The sequence below is a fragment of the Methylobacterium goesingense genome (assembly GCF_022179225.1).
In the GTDB taxonomy this organism is placed as follows: domain Bacteria; phylum Pseudomonadota; class Alphaproteobacteria; order Rhizobiales; family Beijerinckiaceae; genus Methylobacterium; species Methylobacterium goesingense.
This window is the reverse complement of record NZ_BPQL01000011.1, coordinates 57684-83756: the sequence shown is the minus strand read 5'-3', so window position 1 is coordinate 83756 and position 26073 is coordinate 57684. Positions and strand designations below refer to the sequence as shown.

Annotated in this window: 26 protein-coding genes; 11 read left to right on the top strand and 15 right to left on the bottom strand. The window is 68.6% G+C overall.

Annotation, left to right across the window (positions count from 1 at the left end; genetic code table 11):
* From MFF30_RS02255 to MFF30_RS02220, 8 genes are all read left to right on the top strand, one after another.
* A partial coding sequence (locus MFF30_RS02255; RefSeq protein ID WP_238276009.1) for a TIGR02302 family protein occupies positions 1-1658 on the top strand: 1658 nt, incomplete at its 5' end.
* 106 nt (positions 1659-1764) lie between these two features.
* Positions 1765-1950, top strand: coding sequence for a twin transmembrane helix small protein (locus MFF30_RS02250; RefSeq protein WP_238276032.1), 186 nt, complete (start codon positions 1765-1767; stop codon positions 1948-1950).
* Between the two features lie 10 nt (positions 1951-1960).
* The gene (locus MFF30_RS02245; RefSeq protein ID WP_238276007.1) at positions 1961-3256 is read left to right on the top strand and encodes an AmpG family muropeptide MFS transporter; all 1296 of its coding nucleotides are present in this window, start codon (positions 1961-1963) and stop codon (positions 3254-3256) included.
* Between the two features lie 175 nt (positions 3257-3431).
* A complete protein-coding gene (locus MFF30_RS02240) occupies positions 3432-4049 on the top strand; it encodes an acyloxyacyl hydrolase (RefSeq protein ID WP_238276004.1) in 618 nt (205 codons plus the stop codon).
* Positions 4050-4223: 174 nt separating this feature from the next.
* Positions 4224-4796 carry a cob(I)yrinic acid a,c-diamide adenosyltransferase gene (locus MFF30_RS02235; protein ID WP_238276002.1) on the top strand — a complete coding sequence of 191 codons (573 nt, stop codon included), beginning with the start codon at positions 4224-4226 and terminating at the stop codon, positions 4794-4796.
* Positions 4797-5003: 207 nt separating this feature from the next.
* Positions 5004-5753 (top strand): electron transfer flavoprotein subunit beta/FixA family protein, encoded by a 750-nt coding sequence (locus MFF30_RS02230; protein ID WP_238276000.1) that lies wholly within the window; start codon positions 5004-5006, stop codon positions 5751-5753.
* 90 nt (positions 5754-5843) lie between these two features.
* Complete coding sequence (locus tag MFF30_RS02225) at positions 5844-6794, top strand: electron transfer flavoprotein subunit alpha/FixB family protein (RefSeq protein ID WP_238275998.1); 951 nt, start codon at positions 5844-5846, stop codon at positions 6792-6794.
* Between the two features lie 221 nt (positions 6795-7015).
* Positions 7016-7897 (top strand): 3-hydroxybutyryl-CoA dehydrogenase, encoded by an 882-nt coding sequence (locus MFF30_RS02220; protein WP_238275996.1) that lies wholly within the window; start codon positions 7016-7018, stop codon positions 7895-7897.
* 25 nt (positions 7898-7922) lie between these two features.
* On the opposite strand, the gene MFF30_RS02215 is transcribed toward MFF30_RS02220, so the two are convergent.
* The 5 genes from MFF30_RS02215 to MFF30_RS02195 all read right to left on the bottom strand — a co-directional run bounded on the left by MFF30_RS02215 (position 7923) and on the right by MFF30_RS02195 (position 11454).
* The gene (locus MFF30_RS02215; protein ID WP_238275994.1) at positions 7923-8225 is read right to left on the bottom strand and encodes a hypothetical protein; all 303 of its coding nucleotides are present in this window, start codon (positions 8223-8225) and stop codon (positions 7923-7925) included.
* Between the two features lie 132 nt (positions 8226-8357).
* On the bottom strand, positions 8358-9368 hold the full coding sequence (locus MFF30_RS02210) for an NAD(P)H-quinone oxidoreductase (RefSeq protein ID WP_238275992.1): 1011 nt from the start codon (positions 9366-9368) through the stop codon (positions 8358-8360).
* A 78-nt stretch (positions 9369-9446) separates the two neighbouring features.
* The gene (upp, locus tag MFF30_RS02205; RefSeq protein ID WP_056190198.1) at positions 9447-10088 is read right to left on the bottom strand and encodes a uracil phosphoribosyltransferase; all 642 of its coding nucleotides are present in this window, start codon (positions 10086-10088) and stop codon (positions 9447-9449) included.
* Positions 10089-10273: 185 nt separating this feature from the next.
* Complete coding sequence (locus MFF30_RS02200) at positions 10274-10732, bottom strand: DUF2852 domain-containing protein (RefSeq protein ID WP_238275990.1); 459 nt, start codon at positions 10730-10732, stop codon at positions 10274-10276.
* A gap of 83 nt (positions 10733-10815) precedes the next feature.
* Complete coding sequence (locus tag MFF30_RS02195; protein WP_238275988.1) at positions 10816-11454, bottom strand: TetR/AcrR family transcriptional regulator; 639 nt, start codon at positions 11452-11454, stop codon at positions 10816-10818.
* 159 nt (positions 11455-11613) lie between these two features.
* On the opposite strand from MFF30_RS02195, the gene MFF30_RS02190 reads away from it, so the two are divergent.
* Positions 11614-12804: a helix-turn-helix transcriptional regulator gene (locus MFF30_RS02190; RefSeq protein WP_238275986.1), complete on the top strand. Its 1191-nt coding sequence runs from the start codon at positions 11614-11616 to the stop codon at positions 12802-12804.
* Between the two features lie 18 nt (positions 12805-12822).
* Here MFF30_RS02190 and MFF30_RS02185 read toward each other — a convergent pair whose 3' ends face one another.
* From MFF30_RS02185 to MFF30_RS02170, 4 genes are all read right to left on the bottom strand, one after another.
* A complete protein-coding gene (locus MFF30_RS02185) occupies positions 12823-13035 on the bottom strand; it encodes a hypothetical protein (protein ID WP_238275984.1) in 213 nt (70 codons plus the stop codon).
* Positions 13036-13185: 150 nt separating this feature from the next.
* Positions 13186-13377: a DUF1192 domain-containing protein gene (locus tag MFF30_RS02180; RefSeq protein WP_238275982.1), complete on the bottom strand. Its 192-nt coding sequence runs from the start codon at positions 13375-13377 to the stop codon at positions 13186-13188.
* Between the two features lie 18 nt (positions 13378-13395).
* Positions 13396-14616, bottom strand: coding sequence for a phosphopentomutase (locus MFF30_RS02175; protein WP_238275980.1), 1221 nt, complete (start codon positions 14614-14616; stop codon positions 13396-13398).
* A gap of 10 nt (positions 14617-14626) precedes the next feature.
* Positions 14627-16267 (bottom strand): ABC transporter ATP-binding protein, encoded by a 1641-nt coding sequence (locus tag MFF30_RS02170; protein ID WP_238275978.1) that lies wholly within the window; start codon positions 16265-16267, stop codon positions 14627-14629.
* Between the two features lie 159 nt (positions 16268-16426).
* On the opposite strand from MFF30_RS02170, the gene MFF30_RS02165 reads away from it, so the two are divergent.
* A complete protein-coding gene (locus MFF30_RS02165) occupies positions 16427-17356 on the top strand; it encodes a lytic transglycosylase domain-containing protein (protein WP_238275976.1) in 930 nt (309 codons plus the stop codon).
* Positions 17357-17449: 93 nt separating this feature from the next.
* On the top strand, positions 17450-18358 hold the full coding sequence (locus MFF30_RS02160) for an alpha/beta hydrolase (protein ID WP_238275974.1): 909 nt from the start codon (positions 17450-17452) through the stop codon (positions 18356-18358).
* A gap of 39 nt (positions 18359-18397) precedes the next feature.
* Here MFF30_RS02160 and MFF30_RS02155 read toward each other — a convergent pair whose 3' ends face one another.
* The 6 genes from MFF30_RS02155 to MFF30_RS02130 all read right to left on the bottom strand — a co-directional run bounded on the left by MFF30_RS02155 (position 18398) and on the right by MFF30_RS02130 (position 26015).
* Complete coding sequence (locus MFF30_RS02155; protein ID WP_238275971.1) at positions 18398-19543, bottom strand: endo-1,4-beta-xylanase; 1146 nt, start codon at positions 19541-19543, stop codon at positions 18398-18400.
* Entirely contained in the window at positions 19540-19962 is a 423-nt protein-coding gene (locus MFF30_RS02150) for an acyl-CoA thioesterase (protein WP_238275969.1), read from the bottom strand. The genes MFF30_RS02155 and MFF30_RS02150 overlap by 4 nt, the downstream gene beginning before the upstream one ends.
* 165 nt (positions 19963-20127) lie before the next feature.
* Positions 20128-21807, bottom strand: coding sequence for a putative bifunctional diguanylate cyclase/phosphodiesterase (locus tag MFF30_RS02145; protein WP_238275967.1), 1680 nt, complete (start codon positions 21805-21807; stop codon positions 20128-20130).
* A 189-nt stretch (positions 21808-21996) separates the two neighbouring features.
* Positions 21997-23760 (bottom strand): pyrroloquinoline quinone-dependent dehydrogenase, encoded by a 1764-nt coding sequence (locus MFF30_RS02140; protein WP_238275966.1) that lies wholly within the window; start codon positions 23758-23760, stop codon positions 21997-21999.
* Positions 23761-23818: 58 nt separating this feature from the next.
* Positions 23819-24355 (bottom strand): ankyrin repeat domain-containing protein, encoded by a 537-nt coding sequence (locus tag MFF30_RS02135; protein WP_238275965.1) that lies wholly within the window; start codon positions 24353-24355, stop codon positions 23819-23821.
* 100 nt (positions 24356-24455) lie between these two features.
* Entirely contained in the window at positions 24456-26015 is a 1560-nt protein-coding gene (locus MFF30_RS02130; protein ID WP_238275963.1) for a glycosyltransferase family 61 protein, read from the bottom strand.
* Positions 26016-26073 lie beyond the last annotated feature (58 nt).

Here is a 26073-nt window from a genome sequence, read left to right as displayed (position 1 = left end):
CCAGCGGCTCGACGAGGCCCTCGGCTGAGGCGAAGCCGCTGGCGAACACCCGGACCCTGGTGCCGCCGCCGCGCATCGCCCTCGCGCTGCCCGCCGACGCCACGGGCGAGCACGACACCAAGACGCTGGTCGATCTCACCGACAATCCCTGGTCCGGCGCGCGCGTGCGCCTGACGCTGGTGGTCAAGGACGAGGCCGGGCAGGAAGGGCGCACGCCGACCGCCGAGGTGACCCTGCCGGCTCGCATCTTCGCGCAGCCCCTCGCGCGCGCACTGGCCGAGGAACGCCGCCGCCTGATCACGGCGCCGGACGAGAGCCGTGGGCGCGTCCTGACCGCCCTCGACGCCCTGCTCATCGCGCCGGACCGGTTCACGCCTCAACCGAGCGTCTTCCTCGGTCTGAAAACGGCCTCGCGCCGCCTGCGGGCTGCCCGCAGCGACGATGCGCTGATGGAGGTGGCGGACCTCCTCTGGGAGATGGCGCTCAAGATCGAGGACGGTGATCTCTCCGATGCAGAGAAGAGCCTCCGGGCCGCCCAGGACAATCTCAAGCAGGCCATTGAGCGCAACGCGCCTGACGAGGAGATCAAGAAGCTCACGGAGGACCTGAAGCAGGCCCTCGACAAGTTCATGAAGGGCATGGCCGAGCGCCAGCGCAAGGACGGGAAGCCACAGGGCGAGAAGAGCCCTCCGAACCCGAACGCCAAGACGGTGACGCCGGACGACCTCAACAAGCTGATGAACGACATGGCCGAGGCCATGAAGCGGGGCGATACCGCGGAAGCACAGCGCCTGCTCGACCAGCTACGCGAGATCCTCGAAAACCTTCAGACAGCGGAGCCGGGCGGCAAGTCCGATCCGAACGGCCGCGAGATGAGCAAGCAGGCCGACGAACTCGACAAGCTCTCCCGCGAGCAGCAGGACCTGCGCGACGAGACCTTCAAGGACGGTCAGGACAAACGCGGCCAGCAGGGCCAGGGTCAGCGGGGCCAGCGCCCGCAGCATGGGCAGCAGGGTCAGCAACAGGACGGGCAGAAGGGCCAGCCCGGTCAGCAGGGCCAAGGTCAACAGGGCCAAGGTCAACAGGGTCAAGGTCAACAGGGTCAAGGCCAGCAAGGCCAGGGGCAGCAAGGCCAGAAGGGTGAGGGCCAGAAGGGCGCCGGTCAGCGCCAGCAGGCTCTGCGCGAGCGGCTTGAGGACCTTCAACGCCGCATGAAGGACCTCGGCATGCAGGGCGAGGAAGGCCTGTCGGATGCCGAGGAAGCCATGCGCGAGGCCGAGGGCGCCCTCGGCCAGGGCAAGGAGGGCGATGCCGTCGAGGCCCAGGGCCGGGCGCTCGACGGGCTCAAGCGTGGCGCCGAGGGCATGCAGAAGCAGATGCAGGAGATGGCCGAGGCGGACGGCGAGGGCAAGGGCGAGGGTGAAGGCGGCGAGCAGCCGAGCCAGCAGGGCCAGGCCGGCAATCGCGAGGACGACCCGCTCGGGCGCCCCACCAAGGGGCGCGACATGTCCAACGGCAATGCCCGCGTGCCGACCGCGGACGAATCGGCCGTTCAGCGCACCCGGCGTATCATGGAGGAACTGCGCCGCAAGCTCGGCGACCCGAGTCGCCCCCGCGAGGAGCTCGACTATTTCGAGCGCCTGCTGCGTCGGAACTGACGGGGGCATCGATGCGCCGCCCTGCCCTATGGGCTCCGCGCCGCGCGGGGTGCATAGGGAGAAGACCTGAAGACAAGATTCGCCAGCCGCGAGACGTTACGCCGTGATCTCCTCCAACTCCCTCGTGCTCCTCGCTTGCCTCGCGGTGGCGGTCGTGCTGCTCCTCGGCCTCGTCAATATGATGCGGGGTGGCAGCGCCAACGTCTCGCAGAAGCTGATGCGGCTGCGTGTCCTGCTCCAGTTCCTGGCGATCGTCCTGATCATGGGCGTGGTCTGGTGGCGCTCGGCCTGACGCGCCCGCCATGGGCGTCCGGGGTGCGCTCAAGGGTTTGACCGGCGATCGCCGCATCGCGGCGATGCTGGGCCTCGGCTTCAGCTCCGGCATCCCGTTCCTGCTCGTCTACGTCACGCACTCGGCGTGGCTTTCGGAGGCAAAGGTGCCGATCGGCATCCTCGGCCTCATGAGCGAGCTGACACTGGCCTACAAGTTCAAGTTCCTGTGGGCGCCGTTCCTCGACCGTTACGACGCCCCCGTGTTCGGCCGCTGGCTGGGGCGCCGACGGGGCTGGATCATCGTCTCGCAGATCGGCGTGATCCTGGCGCTCGCGGGAATCGCCTTTGGCAATCCGGCGCACTGGCTCGCCTGGACCATCGTGTTCTCCCTCGCACTGGGCTTCGCGGGCGCGACGCAGGACGTGGTCATCGATGGCTGGCGCATCACCGTGGCGCCGATGGAGCGGCAATCGCTGATTTCGTCCTGGGCCGAGATCGGCTGGCGCATGGGCAACCTCGTGGCCGGAGCCGGCGCACTCTACCTCGCCGACGCCTATGGCTGGCGGGCCGCCTATCTCTGCATGGCCGTCGCGATGGCGCCCGGCCTCGTCGCCGCGCTCCTCGCCCCCGAGCCGGACTCCGACCGGGGCAGGCCTCCCACGCATGTTGGCTTCGTCGAGACGATCGTGGCCCCGATCCGCGACCTCATCGGGCGACTCGGCCCCATGGCGGTGCCGGTCCTCCTGATGGTGGCGGGCTTTCGAATGCCCGGTTACGTCTCCAGCGCGATGGCGATGCCGCTCTTCAAGAGTCTGCACTATTCGAACACCGACATCGCGACGGTGACGAAACTCTTCGGCTTCGGCGTTGCCCTCGGGGGCACCTTCCTGGCCTCCTACATCGTGCCCCGGATCGGCATCATGGCAAGCCTCGTGGCCGGCACGGTGTTCGGGTCCGCCTCGCACCTCAGCTTGGCCTACCTCGCCCTGCACGGGGGCGACGGAGGCGGCGCCTTCTGGACCTTCGCCGCCACCGTCAGCATTGACAGCTTCGCCTACGCCTTCGCTTCGATCGTCCTCATCACCTACATGTCGTCCCTGACCGCGACGGAGCATGCGGCGAGCCAGTACGCCCTGCTCACCTCCCTGTGCGCCCTCCCCGGCAGCCTTCTGGCGGGCGCCTCCGGCTTCGTCATCGAGGCCACGGGGTTCGTCTGGTTCTTCGTGGCGACGTCGATCATCGGCCTGCCCGTCGCGCTGCTGTGCTGGTACGTCTGGCGCCGGCAGCAGGCGGGCGCGCAGCCTGCCGTTGCATCCGCGTCCTGACCGTCCGGACCCTAATCCCAGCGACGCGCGATAGTCTGGCACGTGGGCTCCATGTGTGGCGCGGCGGTGTCACTCGGCAGCTATCCACGTTCCTGAACCGCTATCGGTGCCGGAACGCCTGCCGTCGATGCGCGACGCCATGCTAGACAGGGTCGGTCCCACCGGAACCGTTTCCATGCATCCCCACTCGTTCCGCCTCGCCGCCGCCGGTTTCGCCCTCGCTGCGGCCGTGCCGGTCCAGGCCGCCGACTTTCGGTCCGAGCCGCCGCCGGCCGCCTATGTGAGCCCGGTCAAGCCGCTGAGCATCGTCTCTGAGGTTCGCATCGGTGGGGCCGTGCAGGACCCAGGGAGCGCGGAACACAACACCAACAACATCAACGGCGAAATCCTGTTCGCCAAGCCGCTCGTCAGCGTCGATCCGTTCTGGCAGGCCTTCGTGCCGCGCCCGACCGTCGGCGGCAGCTACAATTTCGGTGGCCGCACCAGCTACGCCTATATCGGCGCGACCTGGACCGTGGATCTGTTCCCCCAGACCCTGAACAACATCGTGTTCCTCGAAGGCTTCTTCGGCGCCGGCGCCCACAACGGCTATACGGGTCCCAAGCCCACGGCCCCGGCCGGCTTCAACACGCTGGGCTGCAACCCGCTGTTCCGCGAGGCCGCCGCCCTAGGCTTCCGTCTCACCGAGCACTGGAGCATCATGGCCACCGTCGAGCACATGTCGAATGCCGGCCTGTGCGCGAACAACCGCGGCCTGACCAATTTCGGTGGCAAGCTCGGCTACACGTTCTGAGCGACACGCCAGAGCTTCTTCCACGGGCGTCCGGGCCGGTCTCGCAACAGCGGGGCCGGCCCTTCGTGTTTCCGAGCGCCTTCCGCATGGCCGGAACTGCGCTAGGTTGGCGGGTATCAAGCTGCGGCCCCTTCGCCCGCCGCAGATCTGGCCCCCTCAAGATCGGACGTCATCGTGGTCACGCTCAACCGCATCTACACCCGCACCGGTGACAAGGGATCGACGGCGCTTGCCAGCGGCGAACGCCGCTCGAAGGCCGATCTGCGAATCGAGACCTACGGCACCGTCGACGAGACCAATGCGTGCATCGGCCTCGCCCGCCTGCACGCCGATCCCCGGCTCGACGCCATGCTGGGCGCCATCCAGAACGATCTGTTCGATCTCGGTGCGGATCTCGCGACCCCGGAGAGCGCGGAGCCGCCGAAATACGAACCCCTGCGCGTGGTCGCCACGCAGGTCCAGCGGATCGAGCGGGACATCGATGCCCTGAACGCGGACCTGTCGCCTCTCAAATCCTTCGTGCTTCCGGGCGGCTCGCCGGCCGCGGCCGCCCTTCACCTCGCGCGAACGACCTGCCGGCGGGCCGAGCGCCTCGCCGTGGCGCTGGCCGCCACCGAGGGTGAGGTCGTCTCGCCGGAAGCCCTGCAGTACCTCAATCGCCTATCCGACTTCCTGTTCGTGGCGAGCCGGACCGCAAATGCCAACGGGGCCGACGACGTACTCTGGGTGCCCGGCAAGAACCGCTGACGGCAGGCGCGAGCCCGGCCGTTCGCCGCGGCGATCGGACCGCCGCGTGACGCGTCGGCGGGCCCGCGTTGACAAGGCCGAAATGAGGCCGTTACGGTCCGCCGCCTCAATGACCAGGGTTCAGGATCTCCGGCTCGACCGGATCTCCGCTGCGCGCCGCGCCGGCCTGGTCGAAGAAAATTGTCCGCGCGGAGGATTGTGAACGCCATGAAGGTTCTGGTGCCCGTCAAGCGGGTCGTCGACTACAACGTCAAGATCCGGGTCAAGGCCGATGGTTCGGGCGTGGATCTCGCCAACGTGAAGATGTCGATGAATCCCTTCGACGAAATCGCCGTCGAGGAGGCGATCCGCCTGAAGGAGAAGGGCAAGGCCACCGAGATCGTGGCCGTCTCCATCGGCCCGCAGCAGGCGCAGGAAACCCTGCGCACCGCGCTCGCCATGGGTGCCGACCGTGCGATCCTGGTGAAGACCGACGGCCTCGTCGAGCCGCTGGCCGTGGCCAAGATCCTCAAGGCCATCGTCGAGAAGGAGGCCCCCGGCCTCGTCATCCTCGGCAAGCAGGCCATCGACGACGATTCGAACCAGACCGGCCAGATGCTGGCCGCGCTCCTCGACTGGCCGCAGGGCACCTTCGCCTTCAAGGTGGAGTTCGGCGAGGGTTCGATCGACGTCACCCGCGAGATCGACGGTGGCCTCCAGACCGTCACGCTGACGCTGCCCGCCATCGTGACGACGGATCTGCGTCTCAACGAGCCGCGCTACGCCTCCCTCCCCAACATCATGAAGGCTAAGAAGAAGCCTCTGGAGGAAATGACGCCGGACGCGCTGGGCGTTGATGTCACCCCACGCATCACGGTGATCAAGACCGTCGAACCCGCCGGCCGCAAGGCAGGCGTCAAGGTCGAGTCGGCCGCCGCTCTGGTCGAGAAGCTCAAGGTCGAGGCCGGCGTCATCTAGCGGCACCGCTCTCCCCGTCGGGGCCCGGCGCCGCGCGAGCGACGGGCCCGTTGCACCGGCTCCGGCCCTTTCGAGGATTCATACCCCACCATGGCCACCCTCCTCTTCATCGAACACGACAACGGCGCCGTGCGCGACGCCAGCCAGAAGGCGCTCAGCGCCGCCGTGCAGCTCGGCGGGCCGGTCCACGCCCTGGTCCTCGGCTCGGGCAGCCGCCCGGCGGCCGAAGCCGCCGCCAAGCTCGAAGGCATCGAGAAGGTGCTGCACCACGAGGATGCCGCCTACGATCACGCCCTGGCGGAACCCACCGCGGCTCTGATCACCGCCATCGCCCAAGCCTACGACGTCGTCGTGGCGGCGGCCTCCACCACGGGCAAGAACGTGCTGCCGCGCGTCGCGGCCCTCCTCGACGTGGCGCAGATTTCCGACATCATCGCGGTCGTCTCAGCCGACACATTCGAGCGGCCGATCTACGCCGGTAACGCAATCCAGACCGTCCAGGCCGGCGCGGGCAAAAAGGTCATCACCGTCCGTACGGCGGCCTTCAAGCCGGCGGCCGAGGGCGGGGCCGCGGCCCCCATCGAATCCGTGCAGGAGGCGGCCGCCGCCTCGGCCAAGTCGAGCTTCAAGGGCGAGGAGATCGCCAAGTCCGACCGTCCGGAACTCGCCGCCGCGCGCATCATCGTCTCCGGCGGCCGCTCGCTGGGCTCGGCCGACAAGTTTAAGGAACTCATCGAGCCCCTGGCCGACACCCTCGGGGCGGCCGTGGGCGCCTCGCGCGCGGCGGTGGACGCCGGCTACGCGCCGAACGACTGGCAGGTCGGTCAGACCGGCAAGGTCGTGGCGCCGGACCTTTACGTCGCCGTCGGCATCTCGGGCGCGATCCAGCACCTGGCCGGCATGAAGGACTCGAAGGTCATCGTCGCCATCAACAAGGACGAGGACGCGCCGATCTTCCAGGTGGCGGATTACGGCCTCGTCGGCGATCTCTTCCAGGTTGTCCCCGACTTCCAGGCCGAGCTCGCCAAGGCCAAGGGCTAAGTCCAAGGGCTAAGTCCAAGGCCTGAGTCGGTGAAGACGCGGGACAAACACGCGACCGGCGCTACAAGCGCGCCGGTCGCCGACCACGGCGGCCTCCTTGCATGGAATTGCTCTAGGACGCCGCTGGCGCGCGACGTTATAAGCAAGACGGGCGCCCTCGGCGGCCGGGCGGGGGGCCCGGTGGCCGATCAGGCGACGCCCCAAGGGTGCGAGTGCAGACGATGGGCATCGATATCAGGACGGTCGGCATCATCGGTGCCGGTCAAATGGGCAGCGGGATCGCGCATGTCTGCGCGATGGCGGGCCTAGACGTTCGCCTGAACGACCGTGACCCGGCCCGCATCCATAATGGTCTGGCCACTGTCGACGGCAATCTGGCCCGTCAGGTCGCCAAGGGCACCATCGTTGACGAGCAGCGCCGGGCGGCCGTCTCGCGCATCAAGGGAGCTGAGACCTTCGACGATCTCGCGCCCTGCGATCTCGTCATCGAGGCGGCCACCGAGGACGAATCGACCAAGCGCCAGATCTTCAGCACGCTTTGCGCGTCCCTCAGGCCCGACGCGCTGATCGCGACCAACACGTCGTCAATCTCGATCACGCGGCTCGCAGCCTCCACCGACCGGCCGGAGCGCTTCATCGGTATTCACTTCATGAATCCGGTGCCGGTGATGCAACTCGTGGAGCTGATCCGCGGCATCGCCACGGAAGACCCGACCTACGAGTCGGCCAAGGCCTTCATCGCCAAGCTCGGCAAGATTTCGACGATGTCGGAGGATTTTCCGGCCTTCATCGTCAACCGCATTCTGCTGCCGATGATCAACGAAGCAATCTATACGCTCTACGAAGGCGTCGGTTCGGTGGAATCGATCGACACGGCGATGCGGCTCGGTGCGAACCACCCGATGGGCCCACTACAACTCGCCGACTTCATCGGCCTCGATACCTGCCTGTCGGTGATGCAAGTGCTGTACGAGGGCCTTGCCGACTCGAAGTACCGGCCTTGTCCGCTCCTCGTAAAATACGTCGAAGCCGGCTGGCTCGGACGCAAGTCCAAGCGCGGCTTCTACGATTACCGGGGTGAGACCCCCGTGCCGACCCGCTGAGGCGGACCGGCACGGGCGATTCGGCTTACGGCTTGTTGCCGTTGGCGGCTGGCTGGGCCGGGCTCGGATAGGCCGGGTTCGCGGCCGGCACCGAGCCGGTGTTCGACGACGACGTGGCGTTCGAGCTGCCCTTGACCGAGCCCGTGACCTCCTGGCGGGAAGCGTCCTGGCTCTGGCTGGCATAATCCTTCGGGGAATTCGCGCCCTGCCAGGTCATCAGGCCCGTGATGGCGATCGCGAGCAGCACGAGGCTGGCCACGAGGACGTAGAGCACCGGCTTGCCGCGCTTGCCCTGCCGGGCGTCCTGACCGTGTAGATTCTCTGCCATTCGATCCTCGCTTGAACGGTCCTGAAGACCGATGTTTCGACCCGAGCACCGCCTCCCTTAGAGGGGACTCGTGATTCCTGCTCGGGTCTGAAACGCGAGGGTCGAGAGCGGAGTTCCCGCCTAGGCTGGGCGTTACCGGCCTGTCACCAGCATGATCTTGCCGAGATGGGCGCTGGATTCCATGAGTTCGTGCGCCTTGCGCGCCTCCTCCAACGGGAAGGTGGCGTGGATCACCGGCCGGATTGTCCCGGCCTCCAGCAGCGGCCAGACATCCCGGGCGAGACCGTCCGCGATGGCTTCCTTTTCGGCCTTGGGCCGAGCCCGCAGGGTGGCGCCGGTGAAGGTCAGGCGCTTCATCATGATCGGCATCATGCTGAAGGCATCCACCTTGTAACCCTGCATGAAGGCGATCTGGACGAGGCGTCCCTCGATCGCGAGCGCCGAGAGGTTCTTGGCGAGGTAGGGCGCCCCGACCATGTCGAGGATGACGTCGACGCCGTTGCCGTCGGTGAGCCGCTTCACCTCCTCGACGAAGTCGGCCTCGCGGTAGTTGATCGCGGCCTCGGCGCCGAGTTCGCGGCAGAATTCGCACTTCTCGGCCGAGCCGGCGGTGGCGAAGACGCGGGCGCCGTGGTGTTTTGCGATCTGGATCGCGGTCGAGCCGATGCCGCTCGATCCGCCGTGCACAAGGAAGGCCTCGCCGGCTTTCAACCGGCCGCGCTCGATCACGGTGCTGTAGACGGTGAAGTAGTTCTCGGGCAGTCCGCCGGCCTCCACCAACGAGAGTGAGGACGGCTTCGGCAGGCACTGTCCGATCTCCGCCACGGCGAACTCGGCATAGCCGCCACTGATCACCAGGGCGCAGACCTCGTCATCGAGGGAGACGCCGGAGACACCCTCGCCGAGGCCGACGATGCGGCCGGCGACCTCAAGGCCGGGGATCTCGGTCGCGCCCTTCGGCGGCGGATACTTCCCCTCGCGTTGCTGGATGTCGGGCCGGTTGATCCCGGCGGCCACGACCTCGATCAGGACCTGGCCCGGACCGGGCTGCGGCAACGGCACCGTCTCCAGGGCCAGCACATCCGGCCCGCCGGCAGCGGTGAAGCGGATCTGTCGCATGGTCTCGGGCAGGCTGGTCGTCATCGGGGTCTCCTCCTGGAAGCCCCGTCATGTGCCGTCCGGGCCGCCCTTGGCAAGATCGCGTCGACCAGCGGCGGTGCCTCAGCGGGTGCCGTACATCCGGTCGCCGGCATCGCCGAGGCCCGGCACGATGTAGCCGTGGTCGTTGAGATGGCTGTCGATGGCCGCCGTCCAGACCGGGACGTCGGGATGGGCGGCCTGCAGGCGGGCGATGCCCTCCGGCGCGGCGAGCAGGCAGACAAAGCGCAGATCCTGGGCGCCGCGCTGTTTCAACAGGTTGATCGCCGCCACCGCCGAATTCGCGGTCGCCAGCATCGGGTCGAGGACCAGTACCGTCCGGTCCACGAGGTCGGAGGGCGCCTTGAAGTAGTATTCCACCGCCTCCAGCGTCTCGGGATCGCGGTAGAGACCCACATGCGCCACCCGGGCCGAGGGCACCAGGGACAGCATTCCGTCGAGGAAGCCGACGCCCGCGCGCAGAATCGGCGCGAGGACGAGCTTTTTTCCGGCGATCTGCGGCGCCTCCATCGACTGGATCGGCGTCTCGATGGTGACGGACTCGAGCGGCAGGTCACGTGTGACCTCGTAGGCCAGCAGCATGCCGATCTCGTTCAGGATCTGGCGGAAGCCCTTGGTCGAGCGCTCGCGCTGGCGAAGCAGGGTCAGCTTGTGCTGTACGAGAGGGTGATCCACCACCCGGACGGTCGCGGCGGCTGCCTGCATAGCGAGATCTCCAAGGGGACTTGAGTGGCCGGGGGCTGATCCGGGGCACGGGGGAGACCGAGGCGAAACCGGAACCGGATTCCTAGAGCATCACGGCAAGGCGAGCGAGGGTGTCGGACGTGGAGGTCCCTATGAAAAAGGGGCTCCCGGCCTGCGCCAGAAGCCCCCTGATCGCTGAACGCGGGTCAGACCGAGCGGGTCGTATCCGCATTGCGACGCTTCTGCATGAAGGCGTCGAACTGCTCGCGGTCCTTGGCCCGCTTCAGCTCCTCGACGAATTCGGCGAAGGCGCGGCTTTCCTCCTGAAGGGCGCGGCGCTGAGCGTCGAGCCTGTCGAGTTCGCTGCGGCGATACTCGTCGAACGCGCGGTTGCCGGTGATGCCACCACCGTTGGCCGCCTCGAACGCCGCGGCGAAGCGCGAGCGCGTCGCGGAGGCGTTCCAGGACAGGCCGCGCCCGGCCAGACCGCGCAGCTCACCGAGGGCCGGATAGCCCGAGACCTTCCAGGCGACGTAAGCGGCCGCGAGCGGCCACCAGTAGATGAAGGCCACGACGATGGCGCCGATCTCGAAGGACCGGCGGGGGAAGGGGCCGCTGCGGCAGGCCTTCCCGGTGGCGTAGGGGGAGGAAGTGGAGAAGCTCACGGCTCACGGCTCCGATGTAAATGTGAACGACATTCACTTGCGAACGCGGGCCCGGCCTTTCAAGGGGCGCCGTGCGGTCCGCATCACGCGGGGACGCGGGAAGCTCCGGCACCATGGACGAGGGCGAGGACCCCGGCGCGCAGGAGTTCGTACTTGTCCGGCATCCCCGGCGCCTGCGGCAGATGCCCGGAGGCCGACAGGGTCGCCAAACCGTGCGACAAGGCCCAGACTTCCAGGGCGATGAAGCGAGGGGCGACACCTCCGAAGCCGTCCGGGAAGGTCGATTGCAGGGCGTCCACCAGGAGGTCGAAGGGGCTCGGGCGGGATGCGGCCTCCGCGTTCGGTTCGCCCGCCGCGAGGCCTCGCGTCTCAAAGATCGCCGCGTAGTAGCCAGGTTCCTCCTCCGCGAAGGCGAGGTAGGCCTCACCCATCCGCGTGAAGCGCTCCAGCGGTGTGCCCCGGGCGTTGAGCGCTCGGGCGAGACGCTCGGCCAAATCCGCGAAGCCGCGCCCCGCCACCTCCTCGAGGAGCGCCTCGCGCCCGCGAAAATGCCGATAGAGCGCGGCGGGCGTGACACCGACGAGGCGCGCGGCATCCACCAGCGTGAACCCGCCGATCCCCCGCTCGGCGATGAAGCGGCGCGCGGCCTCGATCAGCGCTTCCTTGAGATTGCCGTGATGGTAGCTGCGCCGGTCTCCCGGTCCTTCACGCCAGTGTCGCACACCATTCTCCTCGGGCCCGCCCGCATCACACATCCAGGCGCGCGGGGTCGGGGTTCCTGCCTGCATACTCCCCTAACACGGCGGCGCTCGATCTCGAGCCGCATCCTCGTCACCCCGCCCCGCCGTCGACCGCATCCTGGCGCCACGGATGCCCCTTGGTTGTCATCCGGCGGGCTGCGGATCTATTGTGGGCGGACGAGATTCCGTGATCAATGTATAACGTCTAAAAGCATTCAATCTTGGAAATTCAGCGCCGTGACCGCCGAATTCGGGCAAATGGACTTCGAAGGACTGATCGACTTAATCTACGAAGCGGCGGTTCTTCCAGAGCTTTGGCCTTCGGTCCTCGATCACCTCGCCGAGATCGCGGGCGCACAAGGGTCGGTCCTGATCACCTCGGACCTTCAGGCGCATCGCTGGATCAACTCCGCGAGCCTGGATCAGGTCATGTCGGATTTCGCGACCGGAGGCTGGGGACGTGCCAACCAGCGCACCGTTAAACTCCTGAGTGCCCGGCATGCCGGCTTCGTGCTCGAGGAGGACGTGTATACGCCCGAGGAGGTGGAAGAGGACGTGCTGATCCGCGACTTCCTGCGCCCACGCGGGCTCGGCTGGGGGGTCGCGACGGCTTTCCCGCTCTCGACGGGCGACACACTGATCTTCAGCATCGAGCGGCGTTTCGCGGACGGACCCGTGCCGCGCGCGGCCACGCACGCGCTCGACCTCGTCCGGCCCCATCTCGGGCGCGCCGCCCTTCTTTCGGCGCGACTGAAGCTGGAGCGCGCCTACGCGTCGGTCCAGACGCTGGAACTGCTCGGACTTCCCGCGGCAATCCTGGGAAGCGGAGGCCGCCTGCAGTACCGCAACGGGGCCTTCGCCGGCCTCGTCCCCCAGGTGGTCCGCGACCAGCGTGAACGGATCGCCCTGGTGCACCCAGGCGGCGACGCGCTGCTGGCGGACGCTCTTTTGGCGCAGGCCGGCGCATCCGCCCGCTCGATCGCGGTTCCGGCCGGCGACGCGCATCCCGCGATGGTCATGCATCTCCTGCCGATGCGCGGCTCGGCCCAGGACGTCTTCGGCGGGGGAACCCGCCTGATGGTCGCGACCCCGGTCATGCCCCGTCCCGTGCCCGGCACCGAACTGCTCTCGGGCCTGTTCGATCTCACGGCCGCCGAGGCGCGCATTGCCCGCGGCATCGCGGATGGCGCAACCCTGGCGCTTCTGGCTGCCCAACAAAAGGTCGGCGTCGAGACGATCCGCAGCCAAGTGAAGGCGGTCTTCGCCAAGACGGGCGTGACGCGGCAGGTCGACCTGGCGCGGCTGATCTCGGGCTTCAGCCTGATTCGATAGGACCGGCGCGCCGTGTCCTCAGGTGGCCTTGACCGCGGAATGACCGCGTGTGTGGTTCAGGGCGCGAAACAGGATGACGTTCGACAGGTCGGGTCGGGCATCGCCGGGGTCGATCGTCTGGAAATCGGCCGGGCCGTCGGAGGCGGGCTCCGCCGGATGCGTTCCGAGGAGACAGGCAAGCACCCGCTCGCTCGTACCCCGCTCGACGTGTCGCGCGATGCGCCGCCGCATCCAAGGCGCCACTATCATCGTCCCCTCCATGACTGTCCAATTCCGCACTGGCGGAGCGACATGAAAACTCAGGGCGGACGAAGCTTCATCCCCTGTTTGGGGGAAATATTTCTGTCTTGTTGCCACGCGCTAACCCGCCTGCCCGGGCGGTTACAGGCGAAAGATCGAACTGGCTCGTGCGAGGGCCGCCTCCTTGGCGTCGCGCGCCGCCTCGACCCGCGCGATTTCCGCTCGCAGCACGGCGACGCGCTCGGTCAGGTCTTCGACCGAAAGGGTGTCGAGTGGTTCACCGATCCGGTGCGCCGTGGCGCTTCGACGGCCGCCGTCATCCTCGTCCCGCATGCGTTTCTCCCTTCCAAATCAATTCCACGGCGTTCCCGTTCCGCTGAAGGCGAGGCCGAGATGCTGAGCCAAGGTCGCGCCGATATCCGAAAAGCTGTCCCGCGCACCGATCGGGCCGGGCGCGACCCCGGGTCCGAAGGCCAGGACCGGCACCTGCTCGCGGGTGTGCTCGGTCCCCATCCAGGTCGGGTCGTTGCCGTGGTCGGCGGTGATGATGCCGATATCGCCCGGGCCCAGGATTGCCCTTAGAGCGGGCACCTGATCGTCGAAAGCTTCCAGGGCGGCGGCATAGCCCGGAACGTCGCGCCGGTGCCCGTACTCCGTGTCGAAATCCACGAGGTTGAGGAACACGAGGCCGCCCTCGGGCAAGGTCGCGAAGGCCTTCAGGGCGGCTGCGAGACAAGCTGCGTTGCCCGCGGGCTTGATCTCGCGGCCGGTGGCCCGATGCGCGAAGATGTCGCCGATCTTGCCGACGCTGACCACGGCCCGGCCGGCGGCCTGGAGGTCGTCGAGCAGCGTGCGCCCCGGGGGCTCGACCGCGTAATCCTTGCGGTTCGCCGTGCGGCGGAACCCGCCCCCGGAATCGCCCGTGAAGGGCCGGGCGATCACGCGGGCGACGCGGTAGGGATCACAGAGGTCCCGCGCGATGCGGCAGGTGGCGTAGAGGCGCTCCAGGCCGAAGCTCTCCTCGTGCGCCGCGATCTGAAACACGCTGTCGGCCGAGGTGTAGCAGATCGGCCGGCCGGTCCGGACGTGCTCGGCCCCGAGGCGGTCGACGATGGCGGTTCCGGCGGCGTGGCAATCCCCCAGGATCCCGGGCAAGCCGGCCTGCGCGATCAGCGCTTCGGTGAGCGCCGCCGGGAAGGTCGGGACCGTGACGGGAAAGGTGCCCCACGGTTCGAGCACTGGCACGCCGGTGATCTCCCAGTGGCCGGAGGGCGTGTCTTTGCCGGCGGCCCGCTCGATGGCGTGGCCGAAGGCGCCCTCCGGCGCCGCCGGGACCGTAAGGCCGGCCGGGATTTGCCCGGTGGCGCCCTTGGCGGCGAGCCCGAGGCCGAGGCGCGCGAGATGCGGCAGCGCCAGGGGGCCTGCGCGCAGGCCCGGGCGGTCGCCCCGCCCCTCTGCGCAGGCTCGCGCGATGTGGCCGAGGGTGTCGGAGCCCGCGTCGCCGTAGCGATCGGCATCGGGCGCTCCGCCGATGCCGACGGAATCGAGGACGATCAGGAGGGCGCGCGCCATCGTCTCGCCCTTAGGCCGGAACCGCCGCGGCGGCGGGATCCGCGACGACGTCGCTGTGGAGGTCGAAGGCAGCGGCGAAGAGCGCTCGCGTGTAGGCCGTCTGCGGCGCGGCGAAGATCGCCTCCGCCGGACCTTCCTCCACCACGCGTCCGTTCTGCATCACCAGGACGTGGTTCGCCAGCGCGCGCACGACCTTCAGGTCGTGGCTGATGAAGAGGTAGGCGAGGCCGCGCTCGGCCTGGAGATCGCGTAGCAGCGTCACGATCTGCGCCTGGACCGAGCGGTCGAGGGCCGAGGTCGGCTCGTCCAGCACCACGAATTTCGGCTTGAGAACGATGGCGCGCGCGATGGCGATGCGCTGGCGCTGCCCACCCGAGAACTCGTGCGGGTAGCGGTTCATCGTCGCCGGATCCAACCCGACATCGCTCAGAGCCTGCGCGACGATCGCGGTGCGCTCGGCCCTGGATTTGACGACGCCCTGGACCACCAGGCCCTCGGCGACGATGTCGGCCACCGTCATGCGCGGTGAGAGCGAACCGTAAGGGTCCTGGAAAACCACCTGCATGTCGCGCCGGAACGGACGCATGGCGGCGGGCGGCAGTCCCGCGATGGAGCGGCCGAGGAACACGATCGGGCCTTCGCAGCCCGTCAGGCGCAGGAGGGCCAGACCCAGCGTGGTCTTGCCGGATCCAGATTCGCCGACGACCCCCACGGTCTCCCCCGCCCTCACGCGGAGCGAGACGCCGTCCACCGCCTTCACGTGGCTCGTGGTCCGCCGCAGGAGACCCTCGCGGATCGGAAACCAGACCTTGAGCGGACCGGCCTCCAGCAGATGTTCCGCATCCGCCGGGACCGGATTGGCGCGTCCCTTCGGCTCCGAAGCGAGCAGGCGCTGGGTGTATTCGTGCTGGGGCCGCGCGAAGATCTCCGCCACGGGACCGGCCTCGACGATCCGGCCGCAGAGCATGACGCAAACGCGGTTGGCGATGCGCTGGACGATGCCGAGGTCGTGCGTGATGAACAGCATCGCCATGCCGAGCCGCTTCTGCAAATCGGCGAGCAGGGTGAGGATCTGCGCCTGGACCGTCACGTCGAGGGCGGTGGTCGGCTCGTCGGCCACCAGGAGGTCCGGCTCGCAGGCAAGCGCCATGGCGATCATCACGCGCTGACGCTGGCCGCCGGATAACTCGTGCGGATAGGCGTTGAGGCGGCGCTCGGCGTCGCGCAGGCCGACGAGTTCGAGGAGTTCGAGGATGCGTGCCCGCGCCTTGCGGCCGGACAGACCACGATGCACCTCCAGCACCTCGCCGATCTGCCGCTGGATGGTGTGCAGCGGGTTCAGCGAGGTCATCGGCTCCTGGAACACCATGGTGATGTCGGCGCCGCGGATACCGCGCAGGCGGCGCTCAGGCAGGGCCAGAAGGTCCTGGCCCTTGAAAAGGATGCGGCCGCTCGGGTGGTGCGCGCTCCCGTCCAGCAGGCGCAGGATCGACAGCGCCGTCACCGATTTTCCGGAGCCGGACTCGCCGACCAGCGCCATCGTCTCGCCCGCCGCGATGGTGAAGCTGACGCGGTCGACCGCCAGCGTCGCGCGCTCCCGCGACTGAAAGGCGACCGACAGGTCCTGAACGTCGAGCAGCGTGTCGGTCATTGAGGCCTGTCTGCGAGGGATGCGCACGAAAACGAATGTCGGCAAGAGCAGCTATCAAGAGCGGTTATAGCGCGCGCCGTCCCGATCGGCGAACGCCGCGACGGCCGCCGTCGGACCTTTGGCGATTGATCGGCGCCGTCCACGCCCTAAAACCGCCTCGTGAACGCCCTCCCCCGCGGCTGCCCCGCCATCCTGATCCTCCTCGCCCTGCTGCTCGCGTCCGGCCCCGCGCGTGCGGCGGCCGAGGGCGCGACTGAAACCGTCGAGCAGGCTCTATGCCGCCTCATCGAGGGCTCGGCCCGCACGCGCGGGTTGCCGGTGCCGTTCCTGACCCGGCTGATCTGGCGAGAGAGCGCGTTCCGGGTCGGAGCCGTCAGCCCGGTCGGCGCGCAGGGTGTCGCGCAGTTCATGCCCGGCACCGCCCGCGAACGGGGACTCGCCGACCCCTTCGACCCCGAGCAGGCGATCCCGCACGCAGCCCATCTGCTCGCCGACCTCAACCGGCAGTTCGGCAATCTCGGTCTCGCTGCGGCGGCCTACAACGGCGGTCCCGGCCGGGTCTCGGCCTGGCTCGCGGGAACCGGCGGCCTGCCGACGGAGACCCGCAACTACGTGCTGGCGATCACCGGTTCGCCCGCCGAGGCCTGGCGCCCGGGTGCGACGATCGAGATGCCGGAGGGCGAGGCGCCGAAGGCATCGTCCACTAAGGAGGCCGTCGACACCAAGGCGTCAGAGGCGAAGGTCGAGTCCGAGACGAGTTGCCTCAAGGTGACGGCGGCCCTGCGCATTCCCGCCCGGGGCGACCGGTTTGCCCTCGGCGGAAACGAGGGGCCGGCGGCGCCCTGGGGCATCCAGCTGGCCGGAAACTTCTCCAAGGCTCTGGCTCTTCAGAGTTTCGCGCGGACACGGAAGCTCTACACAAGCGTGATCGGCGATGTTCGCCCGATGATCATCGGGACACGCCTGCGCAGCCGTGGCACGCGCGCCTTCTACCGCGTCCGAATCCCGGCCCAGAGCCGCGAAGCTGCCGATGGTCTGTGCAGCCGGATTCGCCAGATCGGGGGCGCCTGCCTCGTCCTTCGAACCTGATCGTGATCGGGCGGGCGCGAATGCGTCCCGATCGCGCCATCAATCCGCCGCGCGGGCCCCGTCACAGGGGGGCGTGCCCCAACAGAGAGATGCATGAACCGGTTTCTCGCCGTCCTCGCCAGCTTCGCCGGTCTCGCCCTCGTCGCGCTCGGCATCACGGCCTGCTCGCCGCTCGCCTTCTTCGACGCGATCGGACCCCGGGACGATGGCGGGCGCCTGAGCCTGAAGAACGCCGCCTTCGGTTCGGATCCGCGCCAGCGCCTCGACGTGTTCACCCCGGTGGCGGCCACGGGCAGCGCCCCCGTGCTGGTGTTCTTCTACGGCGGCTCCTGGAAGAACGGCGCGAAAGAAGACTATGCCTTCGTCGGCCAGGCGCTCGCCGCGCAGGGCTTCGTCACCGTACTGCCGGATTATCGGCTCTACCCCGAGGTGAAGTTCCCCGACTTCCTCGACGACGGGGCCCAGGCCATCGCCTGGGTGGAAGCGAACATCGCCGCCTATGGGGGTGATCCGCGACGGATCGTGCTCGCCGGGCACTCGGCGGGCGCCTACAACGCCGTGATGCTCGGGCTCGATCCGCGCTACCTGCGCCGCGCGGGGGTCGACCCCCGGGCCGTGCGCGCGGTGGCGGGACTCTCGGGCCCCTACGACTTCCTGCCCCTCGATGCCGGGACCGCGACCGAGGTGTTCGGTCAGGCCTCCGACAAGCCCGCGACACAGCCCATCACCTTCGCGGGCCCGCGCTCGCCCCCGGCCTTCCTCGCGTCGGGCGACGGCGACACCATCGTGCGGCCCTCCAACACCCGCAACCTCGCCGCCCGCCTGCGGGAAGCCCGCGTGCCCGTGCAGGAACGGATTTATCCGGGCCTCGACCATTCCGACACGCTGCTCGCGCTCTCGGTCACCTTCCGGTCGAAGGCGCCGGAACTCGCCGAGATGGCGGCTTTCCTGCGCCAGCAAGCGGGCGAGCGCCCGCAGCAAGCCCGGATGCTCGCAAACTGAGTTCGTCGACCCGACGGCGCCGAGTGGACGCGACACCCCCTACGCCTTGCGTAAGCGGTCGCGGACCTTGCGATGATCGGGGGCGTCCGAGAAGGCACGGTGCATTGCGCGCCACAGCGGTGTGCGCGCCATCGCCTCGTCCAGAGGCAGCGCGCGCTGCACCAGACCATCGGCGCGTCGACGCTCGGGGTTGGCGTTGAGCCAGCTGTTGCGGTTGGTGATGTCCCAGGTCAGCACGTTGAGCACGGCCGGCTCGTCCAGCACCACGTCGAGGAAACGCCGGGCGAGATCGCAGACCGCCCGATCCCGGGCCGCGAGGTCGGCGGAGTAATCCTTGTCGTTGATGTCGAACTCCGTGATCTCGATGGCGAGGCCCAGCGCCGCGACCTCGCGCAGGAAGCGCCGGAATTTCTCCTGATTCAGCGGGTGCTTGGCGTAGAGGTGGCCCTGCAGGCCGAGCCGGCGGATCGGCACTCCGCGCGCGCGCAGTCCCTCCAGGGTCTTGAGCACCATGACCCGGCGCCGGTCGATCCAGTCCGCGTCGAGTTCGAGATCGTTCTCGTTCCAGACACCGGCCGCGCGCGGATCGACCTCGTGCTGGATGCGGAAGGCCAGATCGACGAAGCGCGGGCCGAGGGCTGCGAGCCAGGGCGTCCGGAGCAGGCCGTCGGGCCGTCCGTCCTGCGGACCGCAGATCTCGTTGACCACGTCCCAGGCCTCGATCCGACCCCGGTAGCGGCCCGCCATCGCGCCGATCCAGCGGCGCAGGAAAGCCTCGCCCTGACCGGCCGCGAGGCGCTCGCCCACCCAGGCGGGCAGGCCTTCGTGCCAGACGAGGGTGTGTCCGCGCATGCGCTGACGGTTGCCTTCCGCGAAGGCCACGACCTCGTCCGCGTAGGCGAAGCCGAGGGCGTCCGGCGCAGGCCAGGCATAGGTCAGCTTCATCGCGTTCTCGGACACGAGGATGCCGGCCTCGCGGGCGAGCGCCTGCCCGTAGGCGGGCGCCTGTCGGAGGGTCACGCCGTTCACGGCCGACCCGTAGGCGACGCCCTTGCGCGCCGCCGCCGCATTCAACGAATCCGCCGACCAGGAGGGCGACCCGGGCCCCGCGGCCGCAGGTCCGGGCGCCAACGCTCCCAGCGCGCCCGCCAGAACGGCGCGGCGGGAGAACCCGACGCGGTTCACGCCTCGACCATCGACCGCTCGGGCGGAATCACCCGGGGGCGGCGGTCGGCGCCGATGGCGACGAAGGTGAACAGACCCTCCGTCACCTTCATGGTCTCCTCGCCCTCGCGCTCGCGGCGCCAGACCTCGACCTGGATCCGCATCGAGGTGCGCCCGACATGCACGATCCAAGCATAGATACTGACCTCGTCGCCGACGATCACCGGCCGGTGGAAGGTCATCGCCTCCACCGAGATGGTGGCGCAGCGCCCACGCGAGCGGCGGGCGGCGATGTTGCCGGCGGCCAGATCCATCTGGCCCATGAGCCAGCCGCCGAAAATGTCGCCTGCCGGGTTCGTGTCGGCCGGCATCGCGATGGTGCGCACAACCGGCGGTCCGCGGTCGTCGGGCTGGCGCGGTTCGGAAGCGTCGATGGTCATGGTGGGATGCGATCTCGCGTTGCGATGGTCCGGCCCACGCAAGCAGCGCGCCGCCCGTGTCCTCATGTCACATCCGGTGGGCGACGAACAGTTGATCGGACCGCGCCACGCCGCGCGGCACGCACGCCGATATCGGTCGTCGCTCGGACATTCAGGCACACCGCTTCAACGGCACGACCAATGGCCCGTTTCGGTCCGCCAGTGCGCTGCCGGCGCCGGGCGGCCCAGGAGGTAGCCCTGAAGATCGCTGCATCCATGCGCGAGCAGCGTATCGCGCTGCTCCTCGGTCTCGATGCCCTCGCCGGTCAGCGCCAGATCGTAGCCTTGGGCCAGTGCGACCACGGCCTTGATGACGGCGACCGAGCGCATCGTCCCGTCGATGTCCGCGACGAAGCTGCGATCGATCTTGATTCGCGTCAGAGGAAGCTCACGCACCAGCGACAAGGACGAGAACCCCGTTCCGAAATCGTCGAGCGCGATCCCGACACCGATCTCGCGAAGCTGCTGCAGTAAACCTCTGGCGACGTCCCGGTTGCCGAGGACCGCCGTTTCGGTGATCTCCAGTTCCAGGCGTTCGGGAGACAGGCCCGTCTCCGTCAACGCATCCCCGACGATGTCCGGCAGATTGGGGTCGCTCAACTGCGTTGCCGACAGGTTCACGGCGATCGTTCCGCCGTCCGCCCACGACACCGCCTCCTGGCAGGCCGCCCGCAAAACCCATCGGCCAAGATCCGCCATCAGGCCCAGTTCCTCCGCGATCGGGATGAAGTCTGAAGGCGGGACCTGGCGACCCGTCCGGTCCACCCAGCGAAGCAGCGCCTCGAAGCCGATCCGGCATCCGGTCGCGCCGTTCACGATGGGTTGATAGACGAGGGTGAAGTCCTTGGCTTCGACGGCACCGCGCAGATTTTCCTCGAGTATGCGGCGCGCCAGCATCGCCTCGCCTAGCGACGAAGCGTAGAAGCACGCACGGTTCCGCCCGCTTGCTTTCGCCGAGTAGAGTGCCAAATCCGCGTTGCGCAGCAGGATCGCAAGGCGAACGCCGTCGTTGGGCGCCGTTGCGACACCGACACTGGCTCCGATGTTCACGGTGTTGTCGCCGAACTGGAATGCCTCGTTGAGCACGGCGATGATGTCACCCGCCATCGCGGTGACGCAGTCCGGGCTGGGTGATCCGAGTTGCAGCAGTGCGAACTCGTCGCCGCCGATCCGACTGACGTGGTGGGTGGATCCCGCCAACGCCATCAGCCGCCGCGCCACCTCCCGCAGCACCTCATCGCCGACGTGGTGACCGAACGAATCATTCACCGGTTTGAAGCGATCGAGATCGATGTAATGCAGGGCGATGCGAGACCCGTAGATGACCTTGGGGAGTTCCCGCTCCAGCCGGGCCGTCAGCGCTGCGCGGTTCGGCAGATCCGTCAGCGTATCATGGAGTGCTTGGTATTCGAGACGTTTGGCGCTGGCGCGCTGCTCCGTCAGATCGCGTGTGACCTTTGCGAAACCAAGGAATACGCCGTCGTCGTAGATGGCGTCGAGCGCCACGCTGGCCCAGAATGCCGTCCCGTCCTTGCGATATCGCCAACCCTGCGTCGCATAGTGCCCTCGTTGCAGCGTCAATTCGAGGTTGCGCTGGGGAACGCCGCTGGCCCGGTCTTCGGGAGAGTAAAAGCACTCATAGTTCCGGCCGATTATCTCGTTCGCGATGTATCCCTTCGCGCGTTCGGCCCCTGTGTTCCAGTTCAAGACGATGCCATCTTTGTCCAAAAGATAGATCGCATAGTCATTCACGCCTTGAACCAAGAGGCGATACATGAGGTCGGGATGAATTTTCTGGCTGGACATGAGCGACCTCACGAGCGCCAGAACCTAACATTTGTTTCTTTCTGAAATATTGATCGCTCCTTCCGCCGAAGGTGATCTATTTATACTAGTACTGGCTCTGCTTGCGCTTTTGCCTTCCGAGACGCGCGGTGCGCGATCCATCAGGACCATGCCATACCACCCCGACGCCGGAGTACCGCTGCCCTGCCCTCAATCCGGCAGGGCGAATACGACGAGGGCATCGCCCGTGCCGAAACCAGATCCTTTGGTGAACGAAGCGCCGCCGGCCGCGACCGCCACATACTGTCGGCCGTCGAGGGAATAGGTGATCGGCGGGCCGCCGATGCCGGCCCCGCACTGGAAGCGCCACAGGACTGCGCCGCTCTCGGCATCGTGGGCATCGAGATGGCCGTCCTCCTCGCCGGAGAAGACCAGGCCGCCTGCCGTGGCCAGCGTCCCGCCGGAAAGCCGGCTCCCGCCCCGCACCGACCACTTGATCGCGCCGCCGCGGGCCAGATCCACCGCCGTCAGGGTGCTGAAGCTGGGCTCGCCCTTCGCCTCGGTCGTCTCGGTGTAGCGGATGGCCGGGCGCTCGGATGTCGCCGGCACGGTCTTCACCACGTAGGTCGTCGCTCCGTGGCGAACCTGGGCGAAGGCCGAGCCGCTCCGCGCGTCGTACGCCACCGGATGCCAGGAGATCGCACCGAGGGGGCCGGGACTCACAACGGTGCCGGACTCGGTCGGCGGCGCGTAGAGGTTCTTCTGCGTGATCAGGGGTTCGGACCGGGCCAGAAGTTCGCCCGTCGCCCGATCGTGCACGTAGATCCAGCCGGTCTTCGAGCCCTGCGCCACGGCCTTCACGGACCCCTTCGGCGTCGGCTGATCGAGAAGGAAGGGCGGGCTCGCCACGTCGTAGCCCCACTCGTCGTGGGGGACCTGCTGGTAGTACCAGCGCAATTGCCCGGTCCGGACGTCGAGGGCGACGAGGCTCATCGTGTAGAGGTTGTCGCCCGGCCGCGAGAGACCGAAATTCTGGGGCGCGGGATTGCCGGTGCCGACATAGATCAGCCCGAGATCCCGGTCGTAAGCCGGCGTCATCCAGAGCGAGCCGCCGCCGACCCGCCAGGCCTCGCGATGGGCGGGTGCGGCGGCCTTCTCGGCGGCGATGTCGCGGTGGAGCGCGACGCCATCCGGTGTGGTCGCGGAGAACGCGCCCTCCCAGCCATCCGCTTTGGTGACGTACCAGCGCCAGCGCTCGGCGCCCGTGGCCGCGTCGTAGGCGGCGAGCCAGCCGCGTCGGCCGTAACCGCCCTCGATGCCGACGACGGCGCCGCCGTCGAGGCCGCCCTTGGCGTCCTCCACGTGAAGGCCGTAACCCGCTCCCGCCACGCCCACGATGACGAGGCCGTCGGCGACGAGCGGCGGCATCTTGAATCCGAGCCGGCTCGAGCCCTGTACACCGTTGGCCCCGAGGGTGTCGGCCAGGGCCGAGGCGGTCTCCGACTCGCCCTCCTCCGGGCGCACGGCCTCATGGTCCCACAGCACCTTGCCCGTGGCGGCGTCGAGGGCGATCACCCGGCCGTCCATGGTCGCCTCGAAGACCTTTCCGTCCGAGACCGCGACGCCCCGATTCGAAGGCGGCCCGAAGATCTTCTCCGTCCGGGCCTTGTGCACGTAGGTCCAGAGAACCCGGCCGCTGCGTGCGTCGAGGGCCGCCACGTGGTTCTGGGTGGTCGAGACGTACAGGGTGGTACCGACCACCACCGGCTCCACCTGGAAGTAGCCGGTGATTCCGGTCTGGAAGATCCAGGCCGGGCGCAGGCCCTTCACGGTGGATCGGTCGATCTGCGTCAGGGGCGAGAAGTGCTGGTTGGTGTGGTCGCGCCCGAACATCGGCCAATCCTCCGCCCGGACTGGCCCCGAAGGGGCACCGGCGAGGAGGGCAGCAACGGCGGCGGCATGTCTGATGCGCATCGGTGTGTTTCCTCGCATGGCCGCGCAGTGATCGCGCGTACCGTCAACCCGCGGTGATTCAGACGGCGGACGATCGCTTTGCCGTGGCCAGTTGCAGGGGCGTGTCGGCGGCCCCCATCGACTGCGCCATCTCGGCGGCGGTGAGGCCGGCGCCGTCGCGAAGGTCGGGATCGGCTCCGTGCGCCAGCAGCAGGGCCACCATGTCGGTGCGGTTGAACATCGCCGCCGTCATCAGGGCCGTGCGCGTGCCGCTGCCCGTGCCATCCACCTGCGCCCCGTGGGTCAGGAGGAGCGCCGCCATGTCGAGGTCACCCTTGAAGGCCGCGCCGGCGAGCGGCGTCTGGCCACGCCCATTCGCGAGCTCCGGGTCGCCGCCATTCTCCAGGATCACGCGCGCGGTCTCGCCCTGCCCGTTATAGGCCGCGAGCATCAGCAGGCTGTCGCCCTTGTCGTTGCAGAGATTGGCCGGGAGACCCTGCGCGAACAGGTCGGCCAGTTCCGCCGCGTGGCCCATGCGGGCGAATTGAAAGACCCGGCCGGCGAAGGCCAGGGTTTCGGCGTCGAGTTCCGGCTTCTGCGGGGCGTCGGTGTCCATCGGGATGTCCGCTGCTGTTCTGGGTGCCCCAAGTCTCGGGCGCCGAGCCAGATCTATGGCTATCCGGCCGAGAGTCGAGGAATTGCTGCCGGCCTCAGCCTCAGAGGCCGTGGCGGTCGAGGACCACGCGGAGCGTATCGATCGCGATAGTGTAATCGGAATGCATACCCTGGTCGGGCGACAGGCTGGTGCCGTGCAGGGAGACGTAGGTGCCCTCCTTGAGCCCGACGAGGTCGAGGAAGAAGTCGTCCAGCATGTCCCGGTTCGTGAGCATCAGGCAGCGGACGCCCTGGGGCGCGAAGGCGAGGTTGCTCAGAGCCGCGCCCATGCTGCCGACGACGAGGCGCGCGGCCGCGAAGATCTGGACCTGCCGCGCGAAGCTCTCCGTCTCGGGATGCACCACGCGGTAGCCGCGCTCGCGCAGGAGGGCGATCACGGCGTCCTCGTTGGCGAGGCGGCGCCGGCCGGTCCGGTTGCGGCTGACATATATCCGTTCGGAGAGCGGCACCGGCGGTGGTCCGATCCGATCGCGCAGGTCGAAGGCCGCGTCGATCACCAGGGGCGACTTGACGAAGGGCTGCCGGGTGACCGGGGTCGGGTAGACCAGTTCCTCGAAGACGACTTCCCGGTGGTTGAGCCGGACGATCCTCTCCGGGCCGATGCCCAGGACGGCCAGGGATTGCCGGTAGATCGGCTCCATGGCGATCGAGGCCTGAACGGTGACATTGGCCCCGTCGAGGAGCCCGGCGCGCTGGGCGATGTGAAGCCGGGGCAGGCATTCGATGAGCCAGTGCCCGTAATTCTCACCCCACATCTGCCACAGGTGCACTGTGCGCCCGGCGATCCGGCGCGGGCCCGGCAGGGTGTGATGGACCTGCCCGGTTCCGTCCGCCTGCAGGGACAGGGCCCCCAGGAAGTCGGTTCGGTCGCGATTGATCAGGCTCTCGTCGACGATGGCGTCGCCGATCTGGACGATTCCGTACCCGAACACGACGGCGTCGCGGTAGCGATAGACCCGCGCCTCGGGCGGCGTGACCTCGAGCCCGGCATAGTGCGCCACCGTCTCGTCGATCCAGGAGGGCGCATCGACGATCTCGGCGAGCGGGCGCCGATAGGTCGGGGCCGCGATCGTCACGGCCGGTGGCGCGGGGATCTCGGCCGCCGGCCTGACGCGGATCGGCGTCGGCCCCGAAGCAGTTTTGACGAACAGCCGGTAGCCCGCGCGGCGCTGGTTCGGGTCGTCCTCGGCGGGCAGGAGCCCGGCCGTCGCGAATCGGCGTTCGAGGATGGGGTTCAGGGGCGTGGGACCGGCGCGGCGTTCCCCCGGAAAGGCCCTGGCACGCACGGCGTACACGCCACCTCGTGCGAGTGCGCCGTGCAGCACCGTGAGCGCCCAGGCCTGGGCGAGCGCGCCACGGCGACGCTGGTCGATGATGAGATTCGGGCCGTGGAACGCAGCGAGAGACCGCAGCCAGCGTCGGTCGCCGATGTCACCGCAGGCGACTGTGATCCCCGGTGGTGCCGCGTCCGCCAGAGCGGGATTTCCGGTCACGAGGCAGATCGCGGTGTGGACGAAATGGGCCTGGAAGTTCAGCAGGTCGGGGTCGATCCGATCGCACAGGATCAACATCGCGCCCGGTTGCGTGGCCAGCCCCAGCACCGGAGGCGTCGGGAGGAGGCGCGCTAAATCGCCCCGTGCCCGCCCGTCCGCCGGGGCG

Bases quoted from the DNA above. Each gene is read 5' to 3' on its own strand.
- MFF30_RS02245 (WP_238276007.1), top strand. From the start codon at position 1,961: ATGGGCGTCCGGGGTGCGCTCAAGGGTTTGACCGGCGATCGCCGCATC.
- MFF30_RS02240 (WP_238276004.1), top strand. From the start codon at position 3,432: ATGCATCCCCACTCGTTCCGCCTCGCCGCCGCCGGTTTCGCCCTCGCT.
- MFF30_RS02230 (WP_238276000.1), top strand. From the start codon at position 5,004: ATGAAGGTTCTGGTGCCCGTCAAGCGGGTCGTCGACTACAACGTCAAG.
- MFF30_RS02225 (WP_238275998.1), top strand. From the start codon at position 5,844: ATGGCCACCCTCCTCTTCATCGAACACGACAACGGCGCCGTGCGCGAC.
- MFF30_RS02220 (WP_238275996.1), top strand. From the start codon at position 7,016: ATGGGCATCGATATCAGGACGGTCGGCATCATCGGTGCCGGTCAAATG.
- MFF30_RS02215 (WP_238275994.1), bottom strand. From the start codon at position 8,225: ATGGCAGAGAATCTACACGGTCAGGACGCCCGGCAGGGCAAGCGCGGC.
- MFF30_RS02210 (WP_238275992.1), bottom strand. From the start codon at position 9,368: ATGACGACCAGCCTGCCCGAGACCATGCGACAGATCCGCTTCACCGCT.
- upp (WP_056190198.1), bottom strand. From the start codon at position 10,088: ATGCAGGCAGCCGCCGCGACCGTCCGGGTGGTGGATCACCCTCTCGTA.
- MFF30_RS02185 (WP_238275984.1), bottom strand. From the start codon at position 13,035: ATGCGGCGGCGCATCGCGCGACACGTCGAGCGGGGTACGAGCGAGCGG.
- MFF30_RS02180 (WP_238275982.1), bottom strand. From the start codon at position 13,377: ATGCGGGACGAGGATGACGGCGGCCGTCGAAGCGCCACGGCGCACCGG.
- MFF30_RS02175 (WP_238275980.1), bottom strand. From the start codon at position 14,616: ATGGCGCGCGCCCTCCTGATCGTCCTCGATTCCGTCGGCATCGGCGGA.
- MFF30_RS02170 (WP_238275978.1), bottom strand. From the start codon at position 16,267: ATGACCGACACGCTGCTCGACGTTCAGGACCTGTCGGTCGCCTTTCAG.
- MFF30_RS02160 (WP_238275974.1), top strand. From the start codon at position 17,450: ATGAACCGGTTTCTCGCCGTCCTCGCCAGCTTCGCCGGTCTCGCCCTC.
- MFF30_RS02150 (WP_238275969.1), bottom strand. From the start codon at position 19,962: ATGACCATCGACGCTTCCGAACCGCGCCAGCCCGACGACCGCGGACCG.
- MFF30_RS02145 (WP_238275967.1), bottom strand. From the start codon at position 21,807: ATGTCCAGCCAGAAAATTCATCCCGACCTCATGTATCGCCTCTTGGTT.
- MFF30_RS02140 (WP_238275966.1), bottom strand. From the start codon at position 23,760: ATGCGCATCAGACATGCCGCCGCCGTTGCTGCCCTCCTCGCCGGTGCC.
- MFF30_RS02135 (WP_238275965.1), bottom strand. From the start codon at position 24,355: ATGGACACCGACGCCCCGCAGAAGCCGGAACTCGACGCCGAAACCCTG.